The sequence below is a fragment of the Compostimonas suwonensis genome (assembly GCF_002797855.1).
Lineage (GTDB): Bacteria > Actinomycetota > Actinomycetes > Actinomycetales > Microbacteriaceae > Compostimonas > Compostimonas suwonensis.
Window position 1 is genome coordinate 546295 of record NZ_PGFB01000001.1, and the last position, 17978, is coordinate 564272.

Genomic DNA, 17978 nt, shown 5'->3' on the forward strand with positions numbered 1-17978 from the left:
GAACTACAGGGGGAGCTCACGGCACCTCACGGGGATCAGAGGGAGCAGGGTATGGCATCGTCGGCGTCCGACGACCGGGGGCGCGCCTACGGAGCCCCGCGCGTGCCCACCCAGCTGGTCACGCGGCAGCGCCTGCTCGCCCGCCTCGACGAGCCCGCCGCACTGCTCGTGGTGCGCGGCCCCGCCGGCAGCGGCAAGACGGTGCTCCTGGCCGACTGGGCCAACCGGGGCGATCCGCGCGACGCCGAGCGCATCTGGATCACCGTCGACGAGTCCACCTCGGGGCGTCTCGCCTTCTGGCGCGCCGTCGTGCAGACGATGTCGGATGCCGGGATGGTGCCGGAGGGCAGCGTGCTCGCTTCGGTCGTGCCCGCGCTCGACACGACGCCCGACCTGACGGCGCTGCTCGTGCGCGCCTTCACCCAGTGGCGCCGCGACCTCGTGATCATCGTCGACGACGTGCACCTCCTGAGCGACGAGGCGATCGTGAGCGACGTACTCCGCGTCGTCGCCGCCTGCCCCGGGGTGCGGTTCATCGTGGCGACCCGTTCGCTCGGCCCGTTCGAGGCCTCCGCCGCCGGTCTTCGCGTCGACACGGCCGTGGTGCCGCCCGAGCAGCTGCTCTTCACAGTCGACGAGACCCGCAGCGTCCTCGAGCTCGCGGGCGTCACGGATGCCGCGACCCTCGCCCGCGAAGTGCACGGCCTCGTCGGCGGGATGCCGGTCTCCACCCGCGCGGTCGTGCTGGGTCTCGGCGACGTCTCGCTCTCGATGAGCGCCGACATCGTGGGGGAGGCGGCCCGGCGTGCCGTCGACGCCTTCCTCGTGCGCGAGCTGGGCACGGGCGGCGACAACGACCGGCTTCTGGGCTTTATGGTCATGACCTCGCTGCCCGAGGTGCTGACCCCGGAGCTCGCCCGCGAGCTGAGCGGCCTCGACGACGCCGAGCAGCTCATCGCAGAGGCCGAGCGGCGCGGGATGGGCCTGCGCACCCACGAGAGCTTCAGCTACACGACGGTCATCCGCGGGGTGCTCATGGAGCGCCTGGAGCGCGAGCACGCCCCCGAGCTGTCCGCCATGCGCCGCACGATCGCCGAGTGGGCGCTGCGCAACGATCTGCCGTTCCTCGCGTTCAAGCTCGCCATCGAGATCGGCGACCTGGAGTGGGCCTCGAGCATGGCGCCGTCGCGCTGGATGGAGTTCATCGCCTTCCACTCCGACGGCCTCTACGACGTGCTGCGCACGGTTCCGACCCGCAAGCTCCAGCGCTACCCCTTCCTGACGATGATCCTCGCGCTCAGGTACAACGCGACCGGGCGCCACCGGATGCGGGCGATCGAGCTGTTCGGTCTCGCGATCGTGGGTGTGAAGATGTACGCGGCGCGCGCGGAGCCCGGCGACCGGGTGGTCATGTACACCCTCGAGGGAGCGGCGCTGCGGGTGACGGGGCGTGCGGAGGCCGCGGCGAAGTCGGCGGAGCGCGCCGAAGCCCTGATCGAGGAGCTGCCTCCCGAGACCTGGGAGGCTCTCGGCCCCCGGATGCACTCGATGCTCTTCGCCCAGAACGGCCTCAGCTGGCTCTACTCGGGCAACGCCTCACGGGCGATCGTCTCCTTCGAGCGCGGCTACGCGAGCCTGAGCGACGACACGTGGAACTCCCGATTCCACAACGAGGCGCTGCTCGCCGGGGTCCACGCGATCGCCGGCGACTACCCGCAGGCGATACCGTATCTCGCGGCGATCGACAGGAGTGAGTGGCCCGAGGGCTGGACGGACGGCTACGCCGGTGCCCTGTATCAGATCGCCCACGCCCTGCGGTCACTCGAGGAGTTCGACTTCGAGGCGGCCCAGAGCCGCATCGACGTCATGGACCGGCATCGTCCGACGATCGAGCACTGGACCTTCTTCGAGCACGTGCAGGCCTACATCGACCTCGGCCAGGGCCGGGCCCGCGGCCGTGCGACCGCGCTGGAGGCCGCGCTCGCGCGCGGCGGACGACCGCCCATCTCCGCCTTCGCCCGCCTGCGCATCGAGATGACCCTCGCGCTGCTCCTCCTCGCCTCGGGCCAGGGGACGCGCGTCGACGCCCTGCTCAAGAAGCATCCGGAGAACGTTCCGGCCGTCGCCATCATGTGGGCGCGACGCCACCTGCTCGCGAACCGGCCGGATCTCGCGATCCGCCACCTGCTCGACGTGCCCCGCGAGTCGTCGTCGCGCACGATCGTGGAGGCCCTCATCGTGCGGGCGGCGACGGCGCTGCGCCTCGACAACCCCGCGCTCGCGCTGAGCAGCCTCGACGACGCGACGGCGCTCGCCGCCGATCGCGGGCTGTACATCCACTTCATGACCATCCCGCGCCGCGACCTCGACGCCCTGCGCGAGCTCTCCGACGCCCGGGGGCCCTCGCAGGCCTCCGAGGTGATCGACCGTCTGGTCGGCATGCCCGACGTCATGCCGGCCTCGCTCAGTATGGCGACCCTCACCGACCGCGAGCTCATCGTGCTCGCCGAGCTCGTCAAGACGGGGCACGTCGAAGACCTCGCCGCGACTCTTTTCGTGTCGTCGAACACCATCAAGTCGCAGCTGCGCAGCGTGTACCGCAAGCTCGGTGTGCGCACCCGCGAGGAGGCCCTGCTCGCCGCGAGCGAGCAGGGCCTCCTCGCCGGTTCCTGAGCCGCGGTGGGGCGCCCGGCCGCGTGGGGTGAACCCCGTGCAACAGGGTGAAGCCGGGGGTGATTTGGGCGAGTTGTGCCAGATACCGATTCCCCGATCGCTTATCGTCGTTCTTGCCTCGGTGTTCGGATGTGTCCCCCTAGCCCCATCCATAACACCGGGGCACCCCCGTTTAATCGGCCCGGTTCTTGCGCTGCCCCTCGTCGTCAGCCGATGAGGCTCGGCTGCAGGTCGCGCAGGGTGCGGAAGTGCGTCATCCGGGTGACCCCGATGGCCGCGACGAGCAGGGCGATCACGAGCCAGGCCAGGAGCACGCCGGCATCCGTCACCGCGGTCTGCATATTGCCGCCGTACATGAGCTGACGGATGGCGTCGACCGCGAAGCCCATCGGCAGCACGTGATGCAGGGCGGCGAGCGGCCCGGGCAGGGTCTGCCAGGGGAAGGTGCCGCCCGCGGTCACGAGCTGCAGCACCATGAGCACGAGGCCCAGGAACTGCCCCACGCTGCCGAGCCAGACGTTGAGGGCGAGGATGATCGCCGCGAAGGTCAGCGAGGCGAGCGCCATCACGAGGAAGGTGCCGATCGGATTGTCGACGGCGAAGTGCAGCGCGCCCGCGACGACGAAGAACAGGGCCGCCATCTGCACGATGCCGAGCAGACCCGGTGTCAGCCAGCCGGCGAGAGTGACCTTGATGGGCGAGTGCAGTGCCGTGATGGCCCGGCGGGAGACGGGCTTGACGATGAGGAACAGGGCGTAGATGCCGATCCAGGCCGCGAGGGCGACGAAGAAGGGGGCGAGGCCCGCGCCATAGGTGCCCGCCTGGGTGACCGCGGAGGTCTCGAGCTGCACGGGGTCGGAGATGGTCTGCGCCTGCAGCGCGCGGGTGGCCTCGTCGCTGCTCGGGATGCCGTCGACGCCCTGCTGGAGGCCGTCGCGCAACCGGGTGGTCCCGGACTGCAGCTGGGCGAGCCCGCTCGAGAGCTCGGCGGCCCCGGTGTCGGCCTGGGCCGCGCCGTCGGCCAGCAGGTTCGCGCCCGCCTGAGCCTGGGCGATGCCGTCGACGAGCGCCGGCGTCTGCTCCGCGAGCAGGCGGGTGCCGTCGGCCACCTGGCCGCTGCCCGCGGCGAGGGTGTCGATGTCGGCCACGGCGCCCTGCACACGGGAGTTGGCGTCGTCGATGCGGGTGCCGATCGGGTCGAGCGCGGCCATGATCTCGTCGATCCGCTCCGGGGCCAGGCCCGCCGCGACGAGCCGGGCGCGGATGTCGTCCCTGACCGTCGGCAGGGCGTCGACGAGTCCCTGGGAGTCGGCGCCGATGCGGTCGCCGATCTGGGCGAGCTGGGCGTTGCCGGCCGCGACCTGGGCCGCGCCATCCGCCAGCTGGGCCGCGCTCGACGGCAGCGAGGCCGTGCTGGAGGCGAGGGCTCCCAGCCCGTCGCGCAGGGTGGCGCTGCCCGAGGCGAGCTGGGCGTTGCCGGCGGCGAGCTGGGAGGCCCCGTCGGCCGCGGTCGTCGTGCCGTCGACGAGCTGCGTGCCCCCGTCGACCGCCGTGACGAGCTGGGTGCGGATCGTCGAGAGGCCGGTCAGCAGCTGGGTGGCCGCCGTCTGGTTGACCTTCTGCACGATCGAGGTCTGGATCGTCTTCGCCGCCTGCTCGCCGATCGTGCTCGCGAGGTAGCTGTTCGCGTCGTTCGTCGTGAGGATCACGGTCGCCTGGCGCGGCGAGTCGCCCTGGGCGGAGGCGAGCGCCTCCGAGAAGTCGGCGGGCAGGGTGACGCTGAAGTCGTAACGCGAGTCGTCGACGCCCTGCTCGGCGGTCTCGGCCGAGACCCGGTGCCACGCGAAGGTCCCGTCGGCGAGCAGCTCCTCGGCGACCTGGTCGCCGAAGTTGCTGTGGGTGCCGTCGATCGTGACACCCGTGTCGTCGACGATGAGCGCGACGGGGATCTGGTCGAGCTTGTCGTACGGGTTCTGGTTGGCCCACAGGTAGAGGCCGCCGTAGAGGATGGGCACGAGCACGAGGGCGATGAGCGCCACGCGCGACATGGTCGTCGAGGTGAGCCTGCGCAGCTCGGCCGCGATCATCGGGGGGATCTTCATGCTTCGTGTGCTCCCGTCGATTCCGCCGGATCGGGCTGGTCGGCCGGCGCGGGTTGGTCGGCCGGTTCGGGCTGCCCCGCCGGATCGGGCTGCCCCGTCGGCTCGGGTTGGTCGGCCGGCTCGGCCGGTTCCGCGTGTTCCCGCGGCCGCGACTGCTCGTCGGTCTGCTGCATCCGCTCGATCATGGCCGAGGCGCCGATCGCCGCAGCGGATGCCTCGCCCGCGACCACGAGCACGGCGAACCCCCGCGCGGCCAGGTCGTTCGCGATCGTCCACCACGCCATCGGATCGCCGCCGTGCCGGTCGGGCGCGGTGATCACGAGCCCCTCCACACCCGGCCGCAGCACGGCCAGCTCGGTCAGCAGCCTGATCCGCACGGCGGGTTCGACGTCGCCGATCGAGGTGCGCGCGAAGCGGGCGTAGCCGAGCTCGGCGAGCTTTCGGGAGACGGCGAGCGGATGAGAGGGCTTGCCCGCGAACATGAGCTCTTCGGCGACGACGCCCGCGACGGTCACGTCGCCCGCCGGCTCGCTCACCTCCGGTGCGTCGACGAGGGCGATCGCGCGCCGGATGAGCCCGGGGTCGTGCTCGCCGTCGACGAGCACGGTGCCCGTGTCGGGCCGCATACGACCGGATGCCACGAGCCCCAGTACCGTCGGACGACGCTCGGTCTCGGCTCGCACGAGCGTCGCCGTGCCGCTGCCGTAGCTCAGGGTCGTGAGGGGCAGTGCGGCGCTCTTGGGGCCTTTCGCGGCCCCGTTCACGGTGATCTTCATAACGCTCCTGGGTGCGCGGCGGGTGGTGCGGGTTCTGCGGGTGCTGCGGATGCCTTGGGTGGTGCCGGTGGTGCGGGCCGTACGTCTGCGTCGTGCGTTGCGTCTGGGTGGTGCGGTGCGTCTGGGGCGGGCGTTCCGTCTGGGGTGGGCGTTCCGTCTGCATCGTGCGTTGCGTCGGGGTCGGGCGGTGCGGCTGCGTCGTGCGCCGGGTCGCGCAGTTGCGGCGTCGCATCGATGAGCTCGCGCGCCTCGCGCCACGAGAGCCCGATCACGGCCAGCCCGTTCAGCATGACGAGGGTGCGGCCCTCGGTGTGCGACATCCCGCCGCGGGTCGCCTCGGCGAGCACGGCGAGGGCGGCGCTCTCGGTGAGGTGGGCGAGAACCTCGGCGGCGACATCCGTGCGGATCGTGCCCTCGCTCCTGCCCGCCTCGACGCTCTCGAGCAGGGCCCGGCGCACCGGGGCAAGGGCGGCGGCGATCTGCTCGCGGTAGGGCTCGCGCAGGGCGAGCTGGGCGACGACGCGCACGTGGTCGACCTCGTGCCAGAGCCGGATGCCGATGAGGGCGATCCGCACTCGGCTGTCGGGGTGCTCGACGGGGCCGAGCGCCCGGGCGATGCGCTGCGCCCCGAGCGTGAGCACCTCGGCGACGAGGTCGTCGCGGGTGGCGAAGTGGCCGTAGACGGCGCGGCGGGAGAGCCCGGCCTCGGCCGCGATGGCCTCGAGGGAGGCGTCGGGGTCGCGACGCAGCAGCAGGCGCGCGGAGTCGAGGATCGCGGTGCGGTTCTGGGTCGCGTCGCGCCGGGGTGCTCGGTTCGCTGTGCTCACATCCCGATCCTAGTAACTTGCACACATCTGTGCAAGTTACCGCCCGCCTGCGTCAGCCCGTACTCGGTTCTCCGCCTCAACGTTCCCTGCCTCTACTCAAAACGACGGAGATTTTCCCGATTCAGGAGCTTTTCGGCGCGAAAAGGGCCGGAATCGGGAAAATCTCCGTCGTTTTGAGTACAGGCGAGGGCGATGGGAGGGGGAGGGGGCTCAGGTGCTCGCGAGCTGGTCGTAGCCGCGGCTCAGCGCCGGGCGGAGGAGCTCCGACGGGAAGGGCCAGGGCGCGGCGTCCGGGGCCAGAGCCTGGTCGATGCTGAGGCCCTCGACCCAGGAGGCGCGGATGCGATCGGCCACCACGCGCAGCTGGGCGCTCTGCCGCTCGACGAAGGCGCGGTCGACGACGGTGCCGTGCCCGGGCACGATGAGGTCGCCCGGCTCGATCTCGGTGAGGAGGCCGTCGAGCACGTTCGGCCAGCCGAACGGGAAGCAGCCCGAGCCGTACAAGGGCGGTCCCGACTGCTCGACGATGTCGCCGACCACCCAGACCCGCGCGTCGGGCACGAGAACGACGAGGTCGGTGTCGGTGTGTCCGGGGGCGAGCGGCACGAGCTCGACGACCCGGCCGCCGAGCCCGAGGAGCGTGCGGGTGTCGACGGGATGCGTCGGCGGGGTCAGCACGACGTCGGCCCAGAGCGGGTCGAGCGGGCGCGCCGGGTCGACCTCGCCGCGGGCGATGCGCGGGGCCTCGAAATCCTCGAAGTGGCGGGGGATGAGGTGGTGCCCGTAGATCTGCGCGTTCACCTCGGATGCCGGCCCGAGACGCTGATTGCCGAATGTGTGATCGTAGTGGGCGTGGGAGTTGACCACCCAGCGGATGGGGGAGCCGCCGAAGCGCCGGGCGACGTCGGCGACGATCTCGCCGCCCTCAGCCGGGTTGGAGCGGGTGTCGACGACGAGCAGTCCGTCGTCGCCGGCGATCACGACGACCGAGATGTCGAGCGGCTCGTAGCGGCGCTGGTAGACGCCGTGCGCGACCTCCGACCACTCCGTCATGCCCCGAGTTTAGGGCGGGGTGGTGCCCGGGCCCAAGGGGTGCGGCACGCGGCATCCGCTCGACGGCGACGCCGTACTGCTCGTCGGGGCGGCGTTTCGGGTGAAGGTCCTGTTCGCGGCGGAGGTGCGGCGGTGCCCGTCGAGACGGGAATCGCCGCGGATGGACGCGCTCGGAGCCGCGATTGATAGCATCGAGTGTGACTGGCGACAATCTTCTCGGGCTTCCCGAGACCAAACTCGAGGCAGAGCCCGACGTGTACGAGGCTCTCGAACGAGCCTCACGCGATGAGATCGCGGAGGTCGTGCGTCGGCATCCCACCTCCTCCCTCGCTTGGGCGGAGCTCGCCGACGTGACGCACGCCCGCGGCGAGATGCTCGAGTCGTACGCCTATGCGCGTGTCGGCTACCACCGCGGACTCGACGCGCTGCGCAAGGCCGGATGGCGCGGCCAAGGCCCCATCCCGTGGTCGCACGAGCCCAACCGAGGCGTGCTGCGCTCGCTCTACGCGCTGCGCCGTGCGGCCGCCGGCATCGGCGAGACCGACGAGGTCACGCGCCTCACCGAGTTCCTCGAGCAGGCGGAGCCCTCTGCGATCTCCCGCATCGAGGCCGAGCATACGGCCACCCAGCTCATCACGATCATCGTGCAGGATGTCGCGGCCGAGCCCGCGCAGGCCGAGCCCGTCGTGGCGCCCGACGCCGCCGAGCCCGAGGCCACGCCTGGGGCCGCCGGGCTCGCTGCCGTGCCTGACGCGGACGAGCTCGCCGCGGTGCCCGCCGTCGTCGAGGTCGACGCCGATGAGAAGGCCCTCGCCGAGACCGAGGCGGTCATCGCGGCATCCCTCATCGACATCGAGCCCGCCACCGCGGAGGAGCCCGAGTTTCCCGCCGTCGAGTTCGAGTCGCTGCTCGACGAGCCCGTCGAGTCCGGCGACGCCGGAGCGTCGGACGAGCCCTCCGAGGCCGCCGGATCGAGCGAGCCCGGCGATCCCGCTGAGGCCGAGACCTCGGGGCAGACCGACGCCGACTCCGACCTCGACTCGGACTCCGACCTCGACTCGGACTCCGACACCGACGCGACCATCGACGCCGCGAATCCGCTGTTCGCCCCCGTCTCTGCCTCCGGTCACAACTCGGGCCCCGCGGTCGAGCAGCGCGAGCCGACCTTCGCCGAGCTCCTGGGAACCACGGAGCCCTCCGAAGACGCCGAGCCTCCTGCAGGCGCCGAGGAGAGCGCAGCCGCCTCCGAGCCCGCAGAGATCTCCGAGCCCGCAGAGACCTCCGATCCCGCCGACAGCGACGTCGAGCAGCCCCGTCCGCACAAGCCCGCCAACGACTCGACGGAGGACTAGGACATGCCCGCAATCGTGCTCATCGGCGCCCAGTGGGGCGACGAAGGAAAGGGCAAGGCGACCGACCTGCTCGGAAGCCGCGTCGACTACGTCGTCAAGTTCAACGGTGGCAACAACGCCGGTCACACCGTCGTCGTCGGCGACGAGAAGTACGCCCTGCATCTGCTGCCCTCGGGCATCCTCACACCCGGGGTCACCCCGGTCATCTCGAACGGCGTCGTCGTCGACATCGAGGTGCTCTTCGCCGAGCTCACGGCGCTCTCGGCCCGCGGCGTCGACGTCTCGCGTCTGCTCGTGAGCGCCAACGCGCACGTCATCACGCACTACCACCGCACGATCGACAAGGTCACCGAGCGCTTCCTCGGCAAACGCCAGATCGGCACGACCGGTCGCGGCATCGGGCCGGCCTACGCCGACAAGATCAACCGCGTGGGCATCCGGATCCAAGACCTCTTCGACGAGAACATCCTGCGCCAGAAGGTCGAGGGCGCGCTCGATCAGAAGAACCACCTGCTCGTGAAGGTCTACAACCGCCGCGCCATCCACGTCGACGAGGTCGTCGACGACCTGCTCGCCTACCAGGACCGCCTGCGCCCCATGGTCGCCGACACCTCGCTCGTGCTCAACCAGGCGCTCGACGCGGGCAAGACGGTGCTCTTCGAGGGCGGCCAGGCGACGATGCTCGACATCGACCACGGCACCTACCCCTTCGTGACCTCATCGAACGCGACGTCCGGCGGCGCCGTCACGGGGTCGGGCGTCGCGCCCAACCGCATCGACGGGGTCATCGCCGTCGTCAAGGCGTACACGACCCGTGTCGGCGCAGGCCCCTTCCCCACCGAGCTCTTCGACGAGTCGGGCGAGTACCTGCGCGCGGCCGGCTTCGAGTTCGGCACGACCACGGGCCGCCCGCGGCGCACCGGCTGGTACGACGCCCCGATCGCCCGCTACACGGCCCGCATCAACGGCGTGACCGACTTCGTGCTCACCAAGCTCGACGTGCTCACGGGCCTGAAGACGATCCCGGTCTGCGTCGCCTACGACGTCGACGGCGTGCGCTTCGACGAGGTGCCGGTGTCGCAGTCGGACTTCCACCACGCGGTGCCGATCTACCAGGAGTTCCCGGGCTGGAGCGAGGACATCACGGGCGCGCGCACCTTCGAGGATCTGCCGAGGAACGCGCAGGACTACGTGCTCGCCCTCGAGGCCATGAGCGGATCGCGCATCTCGGCGATCGGCGTCGGCCCCGGCCGCGACGCCATCGTCGTGCGCCACGACCTCCTCGGCTGAGCCTCCGGTCTCGGGACCCCGGCCCCCGTCTCCTCCCGTCCGTCCCTCCCCGCCCCTCCCCGCCTCGCCCCGCCCCGCCTCGGCGTGACCGAGATGCGCCATTTGGCCGTCTTCGGCCCCCAGATCGGCCGTATGGCGCATGTGGGTGAGCCGTTCGGCGTAAGTCGAGATGAGCGAGATGCCCGAGATGAGCGAGGATGCCTCCCGCTGCCGCTCAGACGACCGAGAATCCCTCGGGCAGGGTGCCGCGTCCCGTGAGGGCGAGCAGGATCTCCTCGGCGTGCCCGGTCGCCGACGCGACCCCGACCCCGAGCGCGAGCGTGGACTGCAGCGCGACATCCGGAATCGTGTGCGGGATGCCGGTGGCACGCGAGATGTCGATCGTGTGCACGACGAGCTCGAAGACGCGGGTGCGCAGGTACTCCTCGAGCGGGATGCCCATCCCGCCGATCGAGACGATGCGGCCCTCGTGCTGCTGGTCGATGATGCCGCGCGCGCGGCCGATCGCGCCCTGGATCGCGCCGATGGCGTCGTCGCCCAGCCAGATCCCGGCTTCGACGCCGCGCTCGCGCACCGAGTCGTGGTCGGTGTACTCGGCGTAGACGGTCGTGTAATACGACTCGGCGGTCGGCACCGAGATGCTGCCCGGATCGTCGAGACTCAGATAGTTCTCGACGGTTAGGATGGCGCGGGCCGTATGCCCCACGAGAGATCGCACGGTCCACTCGCCGAGCCCCGGCTGATCCCACTGCTCGGGCCGGATCTGGCGGACGACCTCGAGGAAGGCGTCGGACGACCGGCCGAAGATAGCAACACTGCTCATGGATAACATCGTGGCACGTCGCTCTGCGAGACTGGGGAGGTGACCGCGATTCCTCCCATCCCCGTGCCTGTGCGGGGGAGCTTCATCCGTCTCGAGCCCCTCGCAGCAGAGCACCTCCCCGAGCTCTTCGAGGCGATCGGGCATCCCGAGGTCTTCGCCTCGGGCTACGGCGGAGGCCCGTCCGGGTACCGGGACACGCTCGACGGCTTCACGGAGTTCGCGAAGGGCTACTACGCCTGGGAGAAGGGCAACTCCTACGCCATCCGCCTCGTGGGCGGCGTGCACGACGGGGCGCTCGTGGGCACCTCGACCCTGAGTGACTTCGACCTCCCCCGCGAGCACGCCCACCTCGGCTGGACGGCCTACGACCCGCGGGTCTGGGGCACGGCCGTGAATGCGGAGGCGAAGCTCCTGCTGCTCGGCATCGCGTTCGACGCCGGGTTCGGCCGGGTCAAGATCCAGGCCGACTCGATCAACGAGCGCTCGCGCGCGGCCATCGCGGGCATCGGCGCCACCTTCGAGGGCATCGTGCGCCGCGACGTCAGACGTGCCGACGGGAGCTGGCGCGACACTGCCCTGTTCTCGGTTCTCGTCGATGAATGGCCGCGGGTGCGCGAGGGTCTCGAACGGCGCCTGGAGCGGTACGAGGGCCGGCCGGTCGAGTTCCGTGCGCGCTGAGCACCTGCGCATGGACGGTGGTCGCGGCATCCTGCCGTCGTTGGGCACGTCGTTCAGGGCTGAGCGTGGCCGAGTTGCGCCATAGTGCGAACCGGGATGCGCCATATGGACGTTGCGGGATGCCGAGAACGGCCATTTGGCGCAAGTCGGGGGTGGGAGGGGCCGTCCGAGGCGTCCCGATCGCGGGTGTCCCCGGCTCGCGATAGGGTCGCAGGGTGACATCGACCCGGCCCGCGACACGAGGCATCCTCGTCGCCGCCCAGTTCGTGGGCATGGGGCTCATCTGGGGCGCGAGCTTCCTGTTCATGAAGATCGCGCTCGACGGCGTGAGCTTCGGCCAGGTCGCGTGGGCACGGCTCGTGCTCGGCGGTCTCACCCTCGGCGTCCTGGCCCTCATCGGGCGCGAGCGGCTGCCGAAGGAGCCGATCGTCTGGCTGCACTTCGTGGTCATCGCGATCACCGGCTGCGTCATCCCCCACCTGCTCTTCGCGTGGGCCGAGCAGTACGTGAGCTCGAGCCTCGCGAGCATCTACAACGCCGTCACCCCGATCATGACCGCCATCATGGTGACCCTCGTCTTCCGGGTCGAGCGGCTCGCGCGCGGCCAGGTGCTCGGCGTCGTCATCGGCATCGTCGGCGTGCTCGTCATCATCGGGCCGTGGCAGCTCTCCTCGCTCTCCGGCAGTCTGCAGGGCCAGCTGGCCTGCCTCGGCGCCGTGACCGCCTACGGCTTCACCTACGCCTACATGCGCAAGTTCATCAGCCACCGGCCCATCTCGGGCGTCAACGTCGCTTTCCTCAACATCGGCCTCGCGGGCGTGATCATGCTCGTGCTCACGCCGTTCATCGCCCTGGGGCCGGTGAGCCTCGACTGGCCGATCGTGCTCTCCCTGCTCACCCTCGGTGTGCTCGGCACGGGCGTCGCCTACGTCTGGAACGTCAACGTGCTGCGGGCCTGGGGCCCCACCAACGTCTCGACGGTCACCTACGTCACCCCGGTCGTCGGGGTCGCCCTCGGCATTCTCGTGCTGGGCGAGACCCTGTCGTGGAACGAGCCGGCCGGTGCGCTGCTCGTGATCGTGGGCATCCTCTTCACGCAGGGCCGCATCCGGGTCGGCGGCCGGCACGAGCGGGCCGGTGGGCAGCAGCCCGACGAGATCCCCGTGACCCCGATGGATGCCGCCGAGCCCGCCGACGGCGTCGGCACGGGTGGCGCGGCCGACGCCACCAGCCCCCCAGGGAACGGACGCTAGTCGTCGCTACAATCGGACAGTGCGCTCCCGTTCGGGAGCAGTGCCGAGGGAGGGAGACGAGCGTGTCGAACAGCGAGGAAGAGGTTCTGGAGCAGTTGCGGAGCATCAGGCAGAGCATCGACAACATCGACGCCGCCCTCATCCACATGCTCGCCGAGCGTTTCAAGTTCACGCAGCAGGTGGGCCGGCTGAAGGCCGTGCACGGGCTGCCGCCGGCCGACCTCGAGCGCGAGCGCGAGCAGATCCAGCGCCTGCGCGGTCTCGCCGAGGAGTCGCACCTCGACCCGGCCTTCGCGGAGAAGTTCCTCAACTTCATCGTCGCCGAGGTCATCCACCACCACGAGCAGATCGCGGGCGCCACGCAGCGTTAGCGCATCGGCGTCGAGCGCGGCTTTGTTCGCGGCCGCTGACCGTGCACGCTCGTCGCCCGCGAACAGAGCCGCGCTCGACGGCGGGTTGCTCGCCGGTCGAAAGGAGAGACCCGTGACACGAGGCATCCACCGCGTGGCCGTGCTCGTTCTCGAAGGAGCCAAGCCGCTGGATGTCGGCATCCCGGCCCAGGTGTTCACCCACCGGTCGAGCATGCCCTACGAGGTGCACGTGTGCGGTGCGGCGGCCGGCCTCGTCACCGGCGGCGACGGGCTCGCCTACCACGTGGCACAGGGGCTCGAGGCGATCGCCTCGGCCGACACCGTCTTCATCCCCGGCTACCGAGAGCCCGCGCGGGAGGACCCGCCGCCCGCGGTCGTCGAGGCGCTCATCGCGGCGCACGAGCGCGGGGCGCGTCTCGCCGCCATCTCGACCGGGGCCTTCGCGCTCGCCGCGACCGGTCTGCTCGACGGCAGGCGCGCGACGACCCACTGGCACTACACGAAGGTGCTGCAGGCGAAGCATCCGCGCATCCGGGTCGACGAGAACGTGCTCTTCGTCGACGAGGGCTCGGTGCTCACCTCGGCGGGCGCCGCCTCAGGGGTCGACCTCTGTCTGCACCTCGTGCGCCGCGATCACGGCGTGGCCCTCTCGAACCAGGTGGCGCGGCGGCTCGTGGCGGCGCCGTACCGCAGCGGCGGCCAGGCGCAGTTCGTGCCGCGCTCCGTTCCCGAGCCGCTCGGCGAGTTCTTCGCCGCGACCCGGCACTGGGCGCTCGAGCGGCTGGAGACCCCGCTGACGGTGGCGGAGCTCGCGCGGCACGCCCGCGTCTCGACGCGCACCTTCTCGCGGCGCTTCCTCGACGACACGGGGTACACGCCCATGCAGTGGATCCTGCGCGCCCGCATCGACTTCGCACGCGAGCTGCTCGAGCGCAGCGACCTCGGCGTCGAGCAGATCGCCGCCCGCGTGGGCCTCGGCACGGGCGCCAATCTGCGGCTGCACTTCCATCGAGTGCTGGGCACCTCGCCGAGCGAGTACCGCCACACCTTCGCCCAGCCGGCGGCCTGAGCTCGCGCTCGCGGCGCACGGTGCTCGTCGCGGCGCAGCTACGACGGTGCGCCGCGACGAACGACGTGCGCCGCGAGTCTGACCGGATGCCACGGGTTGGCACGAAGCTTGCGATGGATGTCGCTACGGCCACTCCCCGAGCCGGCGATCGTCGGCGACGGTGGATGCGACGAAAGGAAACACCCACCATGACCCGCATCGCCGTCAACGGATTCGGCCGCATCGGCCGCAACGTGCTCCGCGCCCTCATCGAGCGCGACGCCGAGCTGGAGGTCGTCGCCATCAACGACCTCACCGAACCCGCAACGCTCGCCTACCTGCTGCGCTACGACAGCTCCCTCGGCCGCTTCGACCGCTCCGTCGAGATCGACGGCGACGTGCTCGTCGTCGACGGGCATCGCATCCGCGTGCTCGCCGAGCGCGACCCCGCGAAGCTGCCCTGGGCCGAGCTCGACGTCGAGCTCGTGCTCGAGTCGACCGGCCGCTTCACCTCCGCCGACGCCGCTCGCGCCCACCTCGACGCAGGCGCCAAGCGCGTGCTCGTGAGCGCCCCGGCGACCGACGCCCACGTCACGATCGCCTACGGCGTGAACACCGACGCCTACGACCCCGAGCAGCACACGATCGTCTCCAACGCCTCCTGCACGACGAACGCCCTCGCCCCGCTCGCCTCGGTGCTCGACGACCTCGCCGGTATCGAGCACGGCTTTATGACGACTGTGCACGCCTACACGCAGGAGCAGAACCTGCAAGACGGCCCGCACCGCGACCTGCGACGTGCCCGCGCGGCCGGCGTGAACATCGTGCCGACGACGACGGGCGCAGCGAAGGCGATCGGCCTCGTGCTGCCGCAGCTCGAGGGCCGGCTCTCCGGCGACTCCATCCGCGTGCCCGTGCCGGTGGGGTCGATCGTCGAGCTCAACACCACAGTCACGCGCGAGGTCACCCGCGAGCAGGTGCTCGAGGCCTACCGCACGGCCGCGGAGGGCGCGCTCGCCGGCATCCTCGAGTACACCGAAGACCCCATCGTGTCGAGCGACATCACCGGGCGCCCGGCGTCCGCGATCTTCGACGCCGCCCTCACCCGCGTCGACGGCAAGCACGTCAAGGTCGTCGCCTGGTACGACAACGAGTGGGGCTTCTCGAACCGGGTCGTCGACACGCTCGCACTGCTCGCCGCGAAGTAGCTCGCCGCTCGGGCGTGCACGACGTCCCGGGGGCCAGCGAGAAGTCGCGGGCCCCCGGGACTTTCCCGTGCCTGGAGCCCGTCAGTAGCCGACGACGGCGCCGAAGCGCTCCGGCAGCGTCGCGCGGTTGCGCCCGCGCAGCTCGGCGACGGTCGCGGTGAAGAGCCCCTGGATCTCGAGCTTCGCCTCGTCATCGGTGCCGGCATCCGTCACGCCGATGCGCAGCATGGGGTAGCCCCGGCCCTCGCACAGGCCCTGGAAGCGCACGTCGTCCTCACGCGGAACCGACACGAGCACACGCCCCGTCGTCTCCGAGAAGAGAGCGGATGCCGCGTCCACGCCGTCGCGGTCCATGATCTCGTCGAGCCATACCCGGGCACCCACGCCGAAGCGCATAACCGACTCGGCGAGGGCCGTCGCGAGGCCGCCGTCGGAGACGTCGTGCGCGCTCGCGAGCAGGCTGCCCTGCGCGCCGGCCTGCAGCAGCTCGGCGAGCTGCTTCTCGCGGGCCAGGTCGACGGCCGGCGGGCGGCCGCCGAGGTGGCCGTGGATGGTTCCGGCCCAGGCGGAGCCGTCGAGCTCGGTCGCCGTGACGCCGAGCAGGTAGATGTTGTCGCCCTCGTCCTGCCAGCCGCTCGGAACCCGGCGGGCGACGTCGTCGATCACGCCGAGCACGCCCACGACGGGGGTCGGGTGGATGGGCTGGTCGCCGGTCTGGTTGTAGAAGCTCACGTTGCCGCCCGTGACGGGGATCTCGAGCTCGAGGCATCCGTCGGCCAGGCCTTCGACGGCCTGCGAGAACTGCCACATGACCTCGGGGTTCTCGGGGCTGCCGAAGTTGAGGCAGTCGGAGACCGCGACGGGCGTGGCGCCCGTGACGGCGACGTTGCGGTAGGCCTCGGCGAGGGCGAGCTGCGCGCCGAGCTTCGGGTCGAGCTGGCAGTAGCGGCCGTTGGCGTCGGTGGCCACGGCGAAACCGAGGCCGCTCTGCTCGTCGACGCGCACCATCCCGCCGTCGTCGGGGTAGCTGAGGGCCGTGTTGCCGAGCACGTACTTGTCGTACTGGCTCGTGATCCAGCTCGCATCGGCCAGGTTGGGGCTGCCCAGGAGCGTGAAGAACTGCTCGCGCAGAACCGCGGGATCGTTCGAGCGCTCGAGGGTCGCGGCGGTGTCGGCCTGCAGGGCGTCGATCCAGGCGGGGTAGGCGACGGGGCGCTCGTAGACCGGGCCGTCGACGGCGACCGTGCGCGGCTCGACGTTGACGATCTCCTCGCCGTGCCAGTTGATGACGAGGCGGCCGGTGTCGGTGACCTCGCCCAGGACGCTCGTCTCGACATCCCACTTGGCCGTCACCGCGAGGAAGCCCTCGAGCTTCTCGGGCGTGACGATCGCCATCATGCGCTCCTGGCTCTCCGACATGAGGATCTCCTCGGCCGTGAGGCTGGGGTCGCGCAGCAGCACCTTCTCGAGCTCGATGAACATACCGCCGTCGCCGTTGGAGGCGAGCTCGGAGGTCGCGCAGCTGATGCCCGCGGCGCCCAGATCCTGGATGCCCTCGACGAGGTCGCCCGCGAAGAGCTCGAGGCAGCACTCGATGAGCACCTTCTCGGCGAAGGGGTCGCCCACCTGCACGGCGGGGCGCTTCGTGGGGCCGCCGTCGGCGAAGGTGTCGGAGGCGAGGATGGATGCGCCGCCGATGCCGTCGCCGCCCGTGCGCGCGCCGAACAGCACGACCTTGTTGCCGACGCCGCGCGCGTTGGCGAGGTGCAGGTCTTCGTGCCGCAGCACGCCGACCGCGAGGGCGTTGACGAGCGGGTTGCCCTGGTAGACCGAGTCGAAGTAGGTCTCGCCCCCGATGTTGGGCAGGCCCAGGCAGTTGCCGTAGAAGCTGATGCCCGAGACGACGCCGTGCACGACCCGTGCCGTGTCGGGGTCGTCGATCGCGCCGAAGCGCAGCGCGTCCATAACGGCGACCGGCCGCGCGCCCATCGAGATGATGTCGCGCACGATGCCGCCGACACCCGTGGCCGCGCCCTGGAAGGGCTCGATGTAGGAGGGGTGGTTGTGCGACTCGATCTTGAACGTGACCGCCCAGCCCTCGCCGACATCCACGACGCCGGCGTTCTCGCCCATGCCCACCATGAGGTTCTTCTTCATGGCCGGGCTGACCTTCTGGCCGAACTGGCGCAGGTAGGTCTTGGAGCTCTTGTACGAGCAGTGCTCGCTCCACATGACCGAGTACATCGCGAGCTCACCGCTCGTGGGGCGCCGGCCCAGGATCTCGCGGATCTTGAGGTACTCGTCTTCTGTGAGCCCGAGCGCCGCGTAGGGCTGCTCCTTCTCGGGAGTTGCTGCAGCGACAGAGACGGTATCGATTGTGCTCACGCGTCCAGGACTCCTTGGGCGTCAGTGGGAAGTGTCGGAAAGTGCGAAGAATGCGGCGTTCTCGATTCTACCGGCGAGTCGGATGACGCACGCCGCCGAGCCCGGATGCCGCGCTGCCGGCACCCCGGCGCCGGCCGCG

General features: G+C 70.9%; 13 protein-coding genes and 1 pseudogene. 8 read left to right on the plus strand and 6 right to left on the minus strand.

The features are described from left to right. The first annotated feature begins 51 nt into the window (after positions 1-51). Positions 52-2673 (plus strand): winged helix-turn-helix domain-containing protein, encoded by a 2622-nt coding sequence (locus CLV54_RS17865; protein WP_100343355.1) that lies wholly within the window; start codon positions 52-54, stop codon positions 2671-2673. 206 nt (positions 2674-2879) lie between these two features. Here CLV54_RS17865 and CLV54_RS02445 read toward each other — a convergent pair whose 3' ends face one another. The 4 genes from CLV54_RS02445 to CLV54_RS02460 form a co-directional block, all read right to left on the minus strand. Beyond that, complete coding sequence (locus tag CLV54_RS02445; protein ID WP_100343356.1) at positions 2880-4775, minus strand: YhgE/Pip domain-containing protein; 1896 nt, start codon at positions 4773-4775, stop codon at positions 2880-2882. After that, entirely contained in the window at positions 4772-5551 is a 780-nt protein-coding gene (locus CLV54_RS02450; RefSeq protein WP_211294414.1) for a hypothetical protein, read from the minus strand. Before CLV54_RS02450 ends, CLV54_RS02445 begins: the two co-directional genes overlap by 4 nt. Beyond that, complete coding sequence (locus CLV54_RS02455) at positions 5548-6378, minus strand: TetR/AcrR family transcriptional regulator (protein WP_100343357.1); 831 nt, start codon at positions 6376-6378, stop codon at positions 5548-5550. The genes CLV54_RS02450 and CLV54_RS02455 overlap by 4 nt, the downstream gene beginning before the upstream one ends. A 210-nt stretch (positions 6379-6588) precedes the next feature. After that, complete coding sequence (locus tag CLV54_RS02460) at positions 6589-7431, minus strand: MBL fold metallo-hydrolase (RefSeq protein ID WP_100343358.1); 843 nt, start codon at positions 7429-7431, stop codon at positions 6589-6591. 197 nt (positions 7432-7628) lie between these two features. Here CLV54_RS02460 and CLV54_RS17870 point away from each other — a divergent pair. Beyond that, positions 7629-8042, plus strand: a pseudogene (locus CLV54_RS17870) (DUF3151 domain-containing protein); the annotation flags it as partial. 744 nt (positions 8043-8786) lie between these two features. Then, complete coding sequence (locus CLV54_RS02470; RefSeq protein WP_100343359.1) at positions 8787-10073, plus strand: adenylosuccinate synthase; 1287 nt, start codon at positions 8787-8789, stop codon at positions 10071-10073. Positions 10074-10287: 214 nt separating this feature from the next. Here CLV54_RS02470 and CLV54_RS02475 read toward each other — a convergent pair whose 3' ends face one another. Then, positions 10288-10896 (minus strand): maleylpyruvate isomerase family mycothiol-dependent enzyme, encoded by a 609-nt coding sequence (locus tag CLV54_RS02475; protein WP_157802779.1) that lies wholly within the window; start codon positions 10894-10896, stop codon positions 10288-10290. 39 nt (positions 10897-10935) lie between these two features. On the opposite strand from CLV54_RS02475, the gene CLV54_RS02480 reads away from it, so the two are divergent. From CLV54_RS02480 to gap, 5 genes are all read left to right on the plus strand, one after another. Then, a complete protein-coding gene (locus CLV54_RS02480; RefSeq protein ID WP_100343360.1) occupies positions 10936-11574 on the plus strand; it encodes a GNAT family N-acetyltransferase in 639 nt (212 codons plus the stop codon). 245 nt (positions 11575-11819) lie between these two features. After that, a complete protein-coding gene (locus CLV54_RS02485; protein ID WP_100343628.1) occupies positions 11820-12827 on the plus strand; it encodes a DMT family transporter in 1008 nt (335 codons plus the stop codon). 62 nt (positions 12828-12889) lie between these two features. After that, on the plus strand, positions 12890-13198 hold the full coding sequence (locus CLV54_RS02490) for a chorismate mutase (RefSeq protein ID WP_100343361.1): 309 nt from the start codon (positions 12890-12892) through the stop codon (positions 13196-13198). A gap of 124 nt (positions 13199-13322) precedes the next feature. Continuing rightward, positions 13323-14267, plus strand: coding sequence for a GlxA family transcriptional regulator (locus CLV54_RS02495; protein ID WP_425430256.1), 945 nt, complete (start codon positions 13323-13325; stop codon positions 14265-14267). A 188-nt stretch (positions 14268-14455) separates the two neighbouring features. Beyond that, positions 14456-15454, plus strand: coding sequence for a type I glyceraldehyde-3-phosphate dehydrogenase (gene gap, locus CLV54_RS02500; RefSeq protein WP_100343363.1), 999 nt, complete (start codon positions 14456-14458; stop codon positions 15452-15454). An 81-nt stretch (positions 15455-15535) separates the two neighbouring features. On the opposite strand, the gene purL is transcribed toward gap, so the two are convergent. Then, positions 15536-17839, minus strand: a complete 2304-nt coding sequence (gene purL / locus CLV54_RS02505; RefSeq protein ID WP_100343364.1) for a phosphoribosylformylglycinamidine synthase subunit PurL — start codon at positions 17837-17839, stop codon at positions 15536-15538. Positions 17840-17978: the final 139 nt, after the last annotated feature.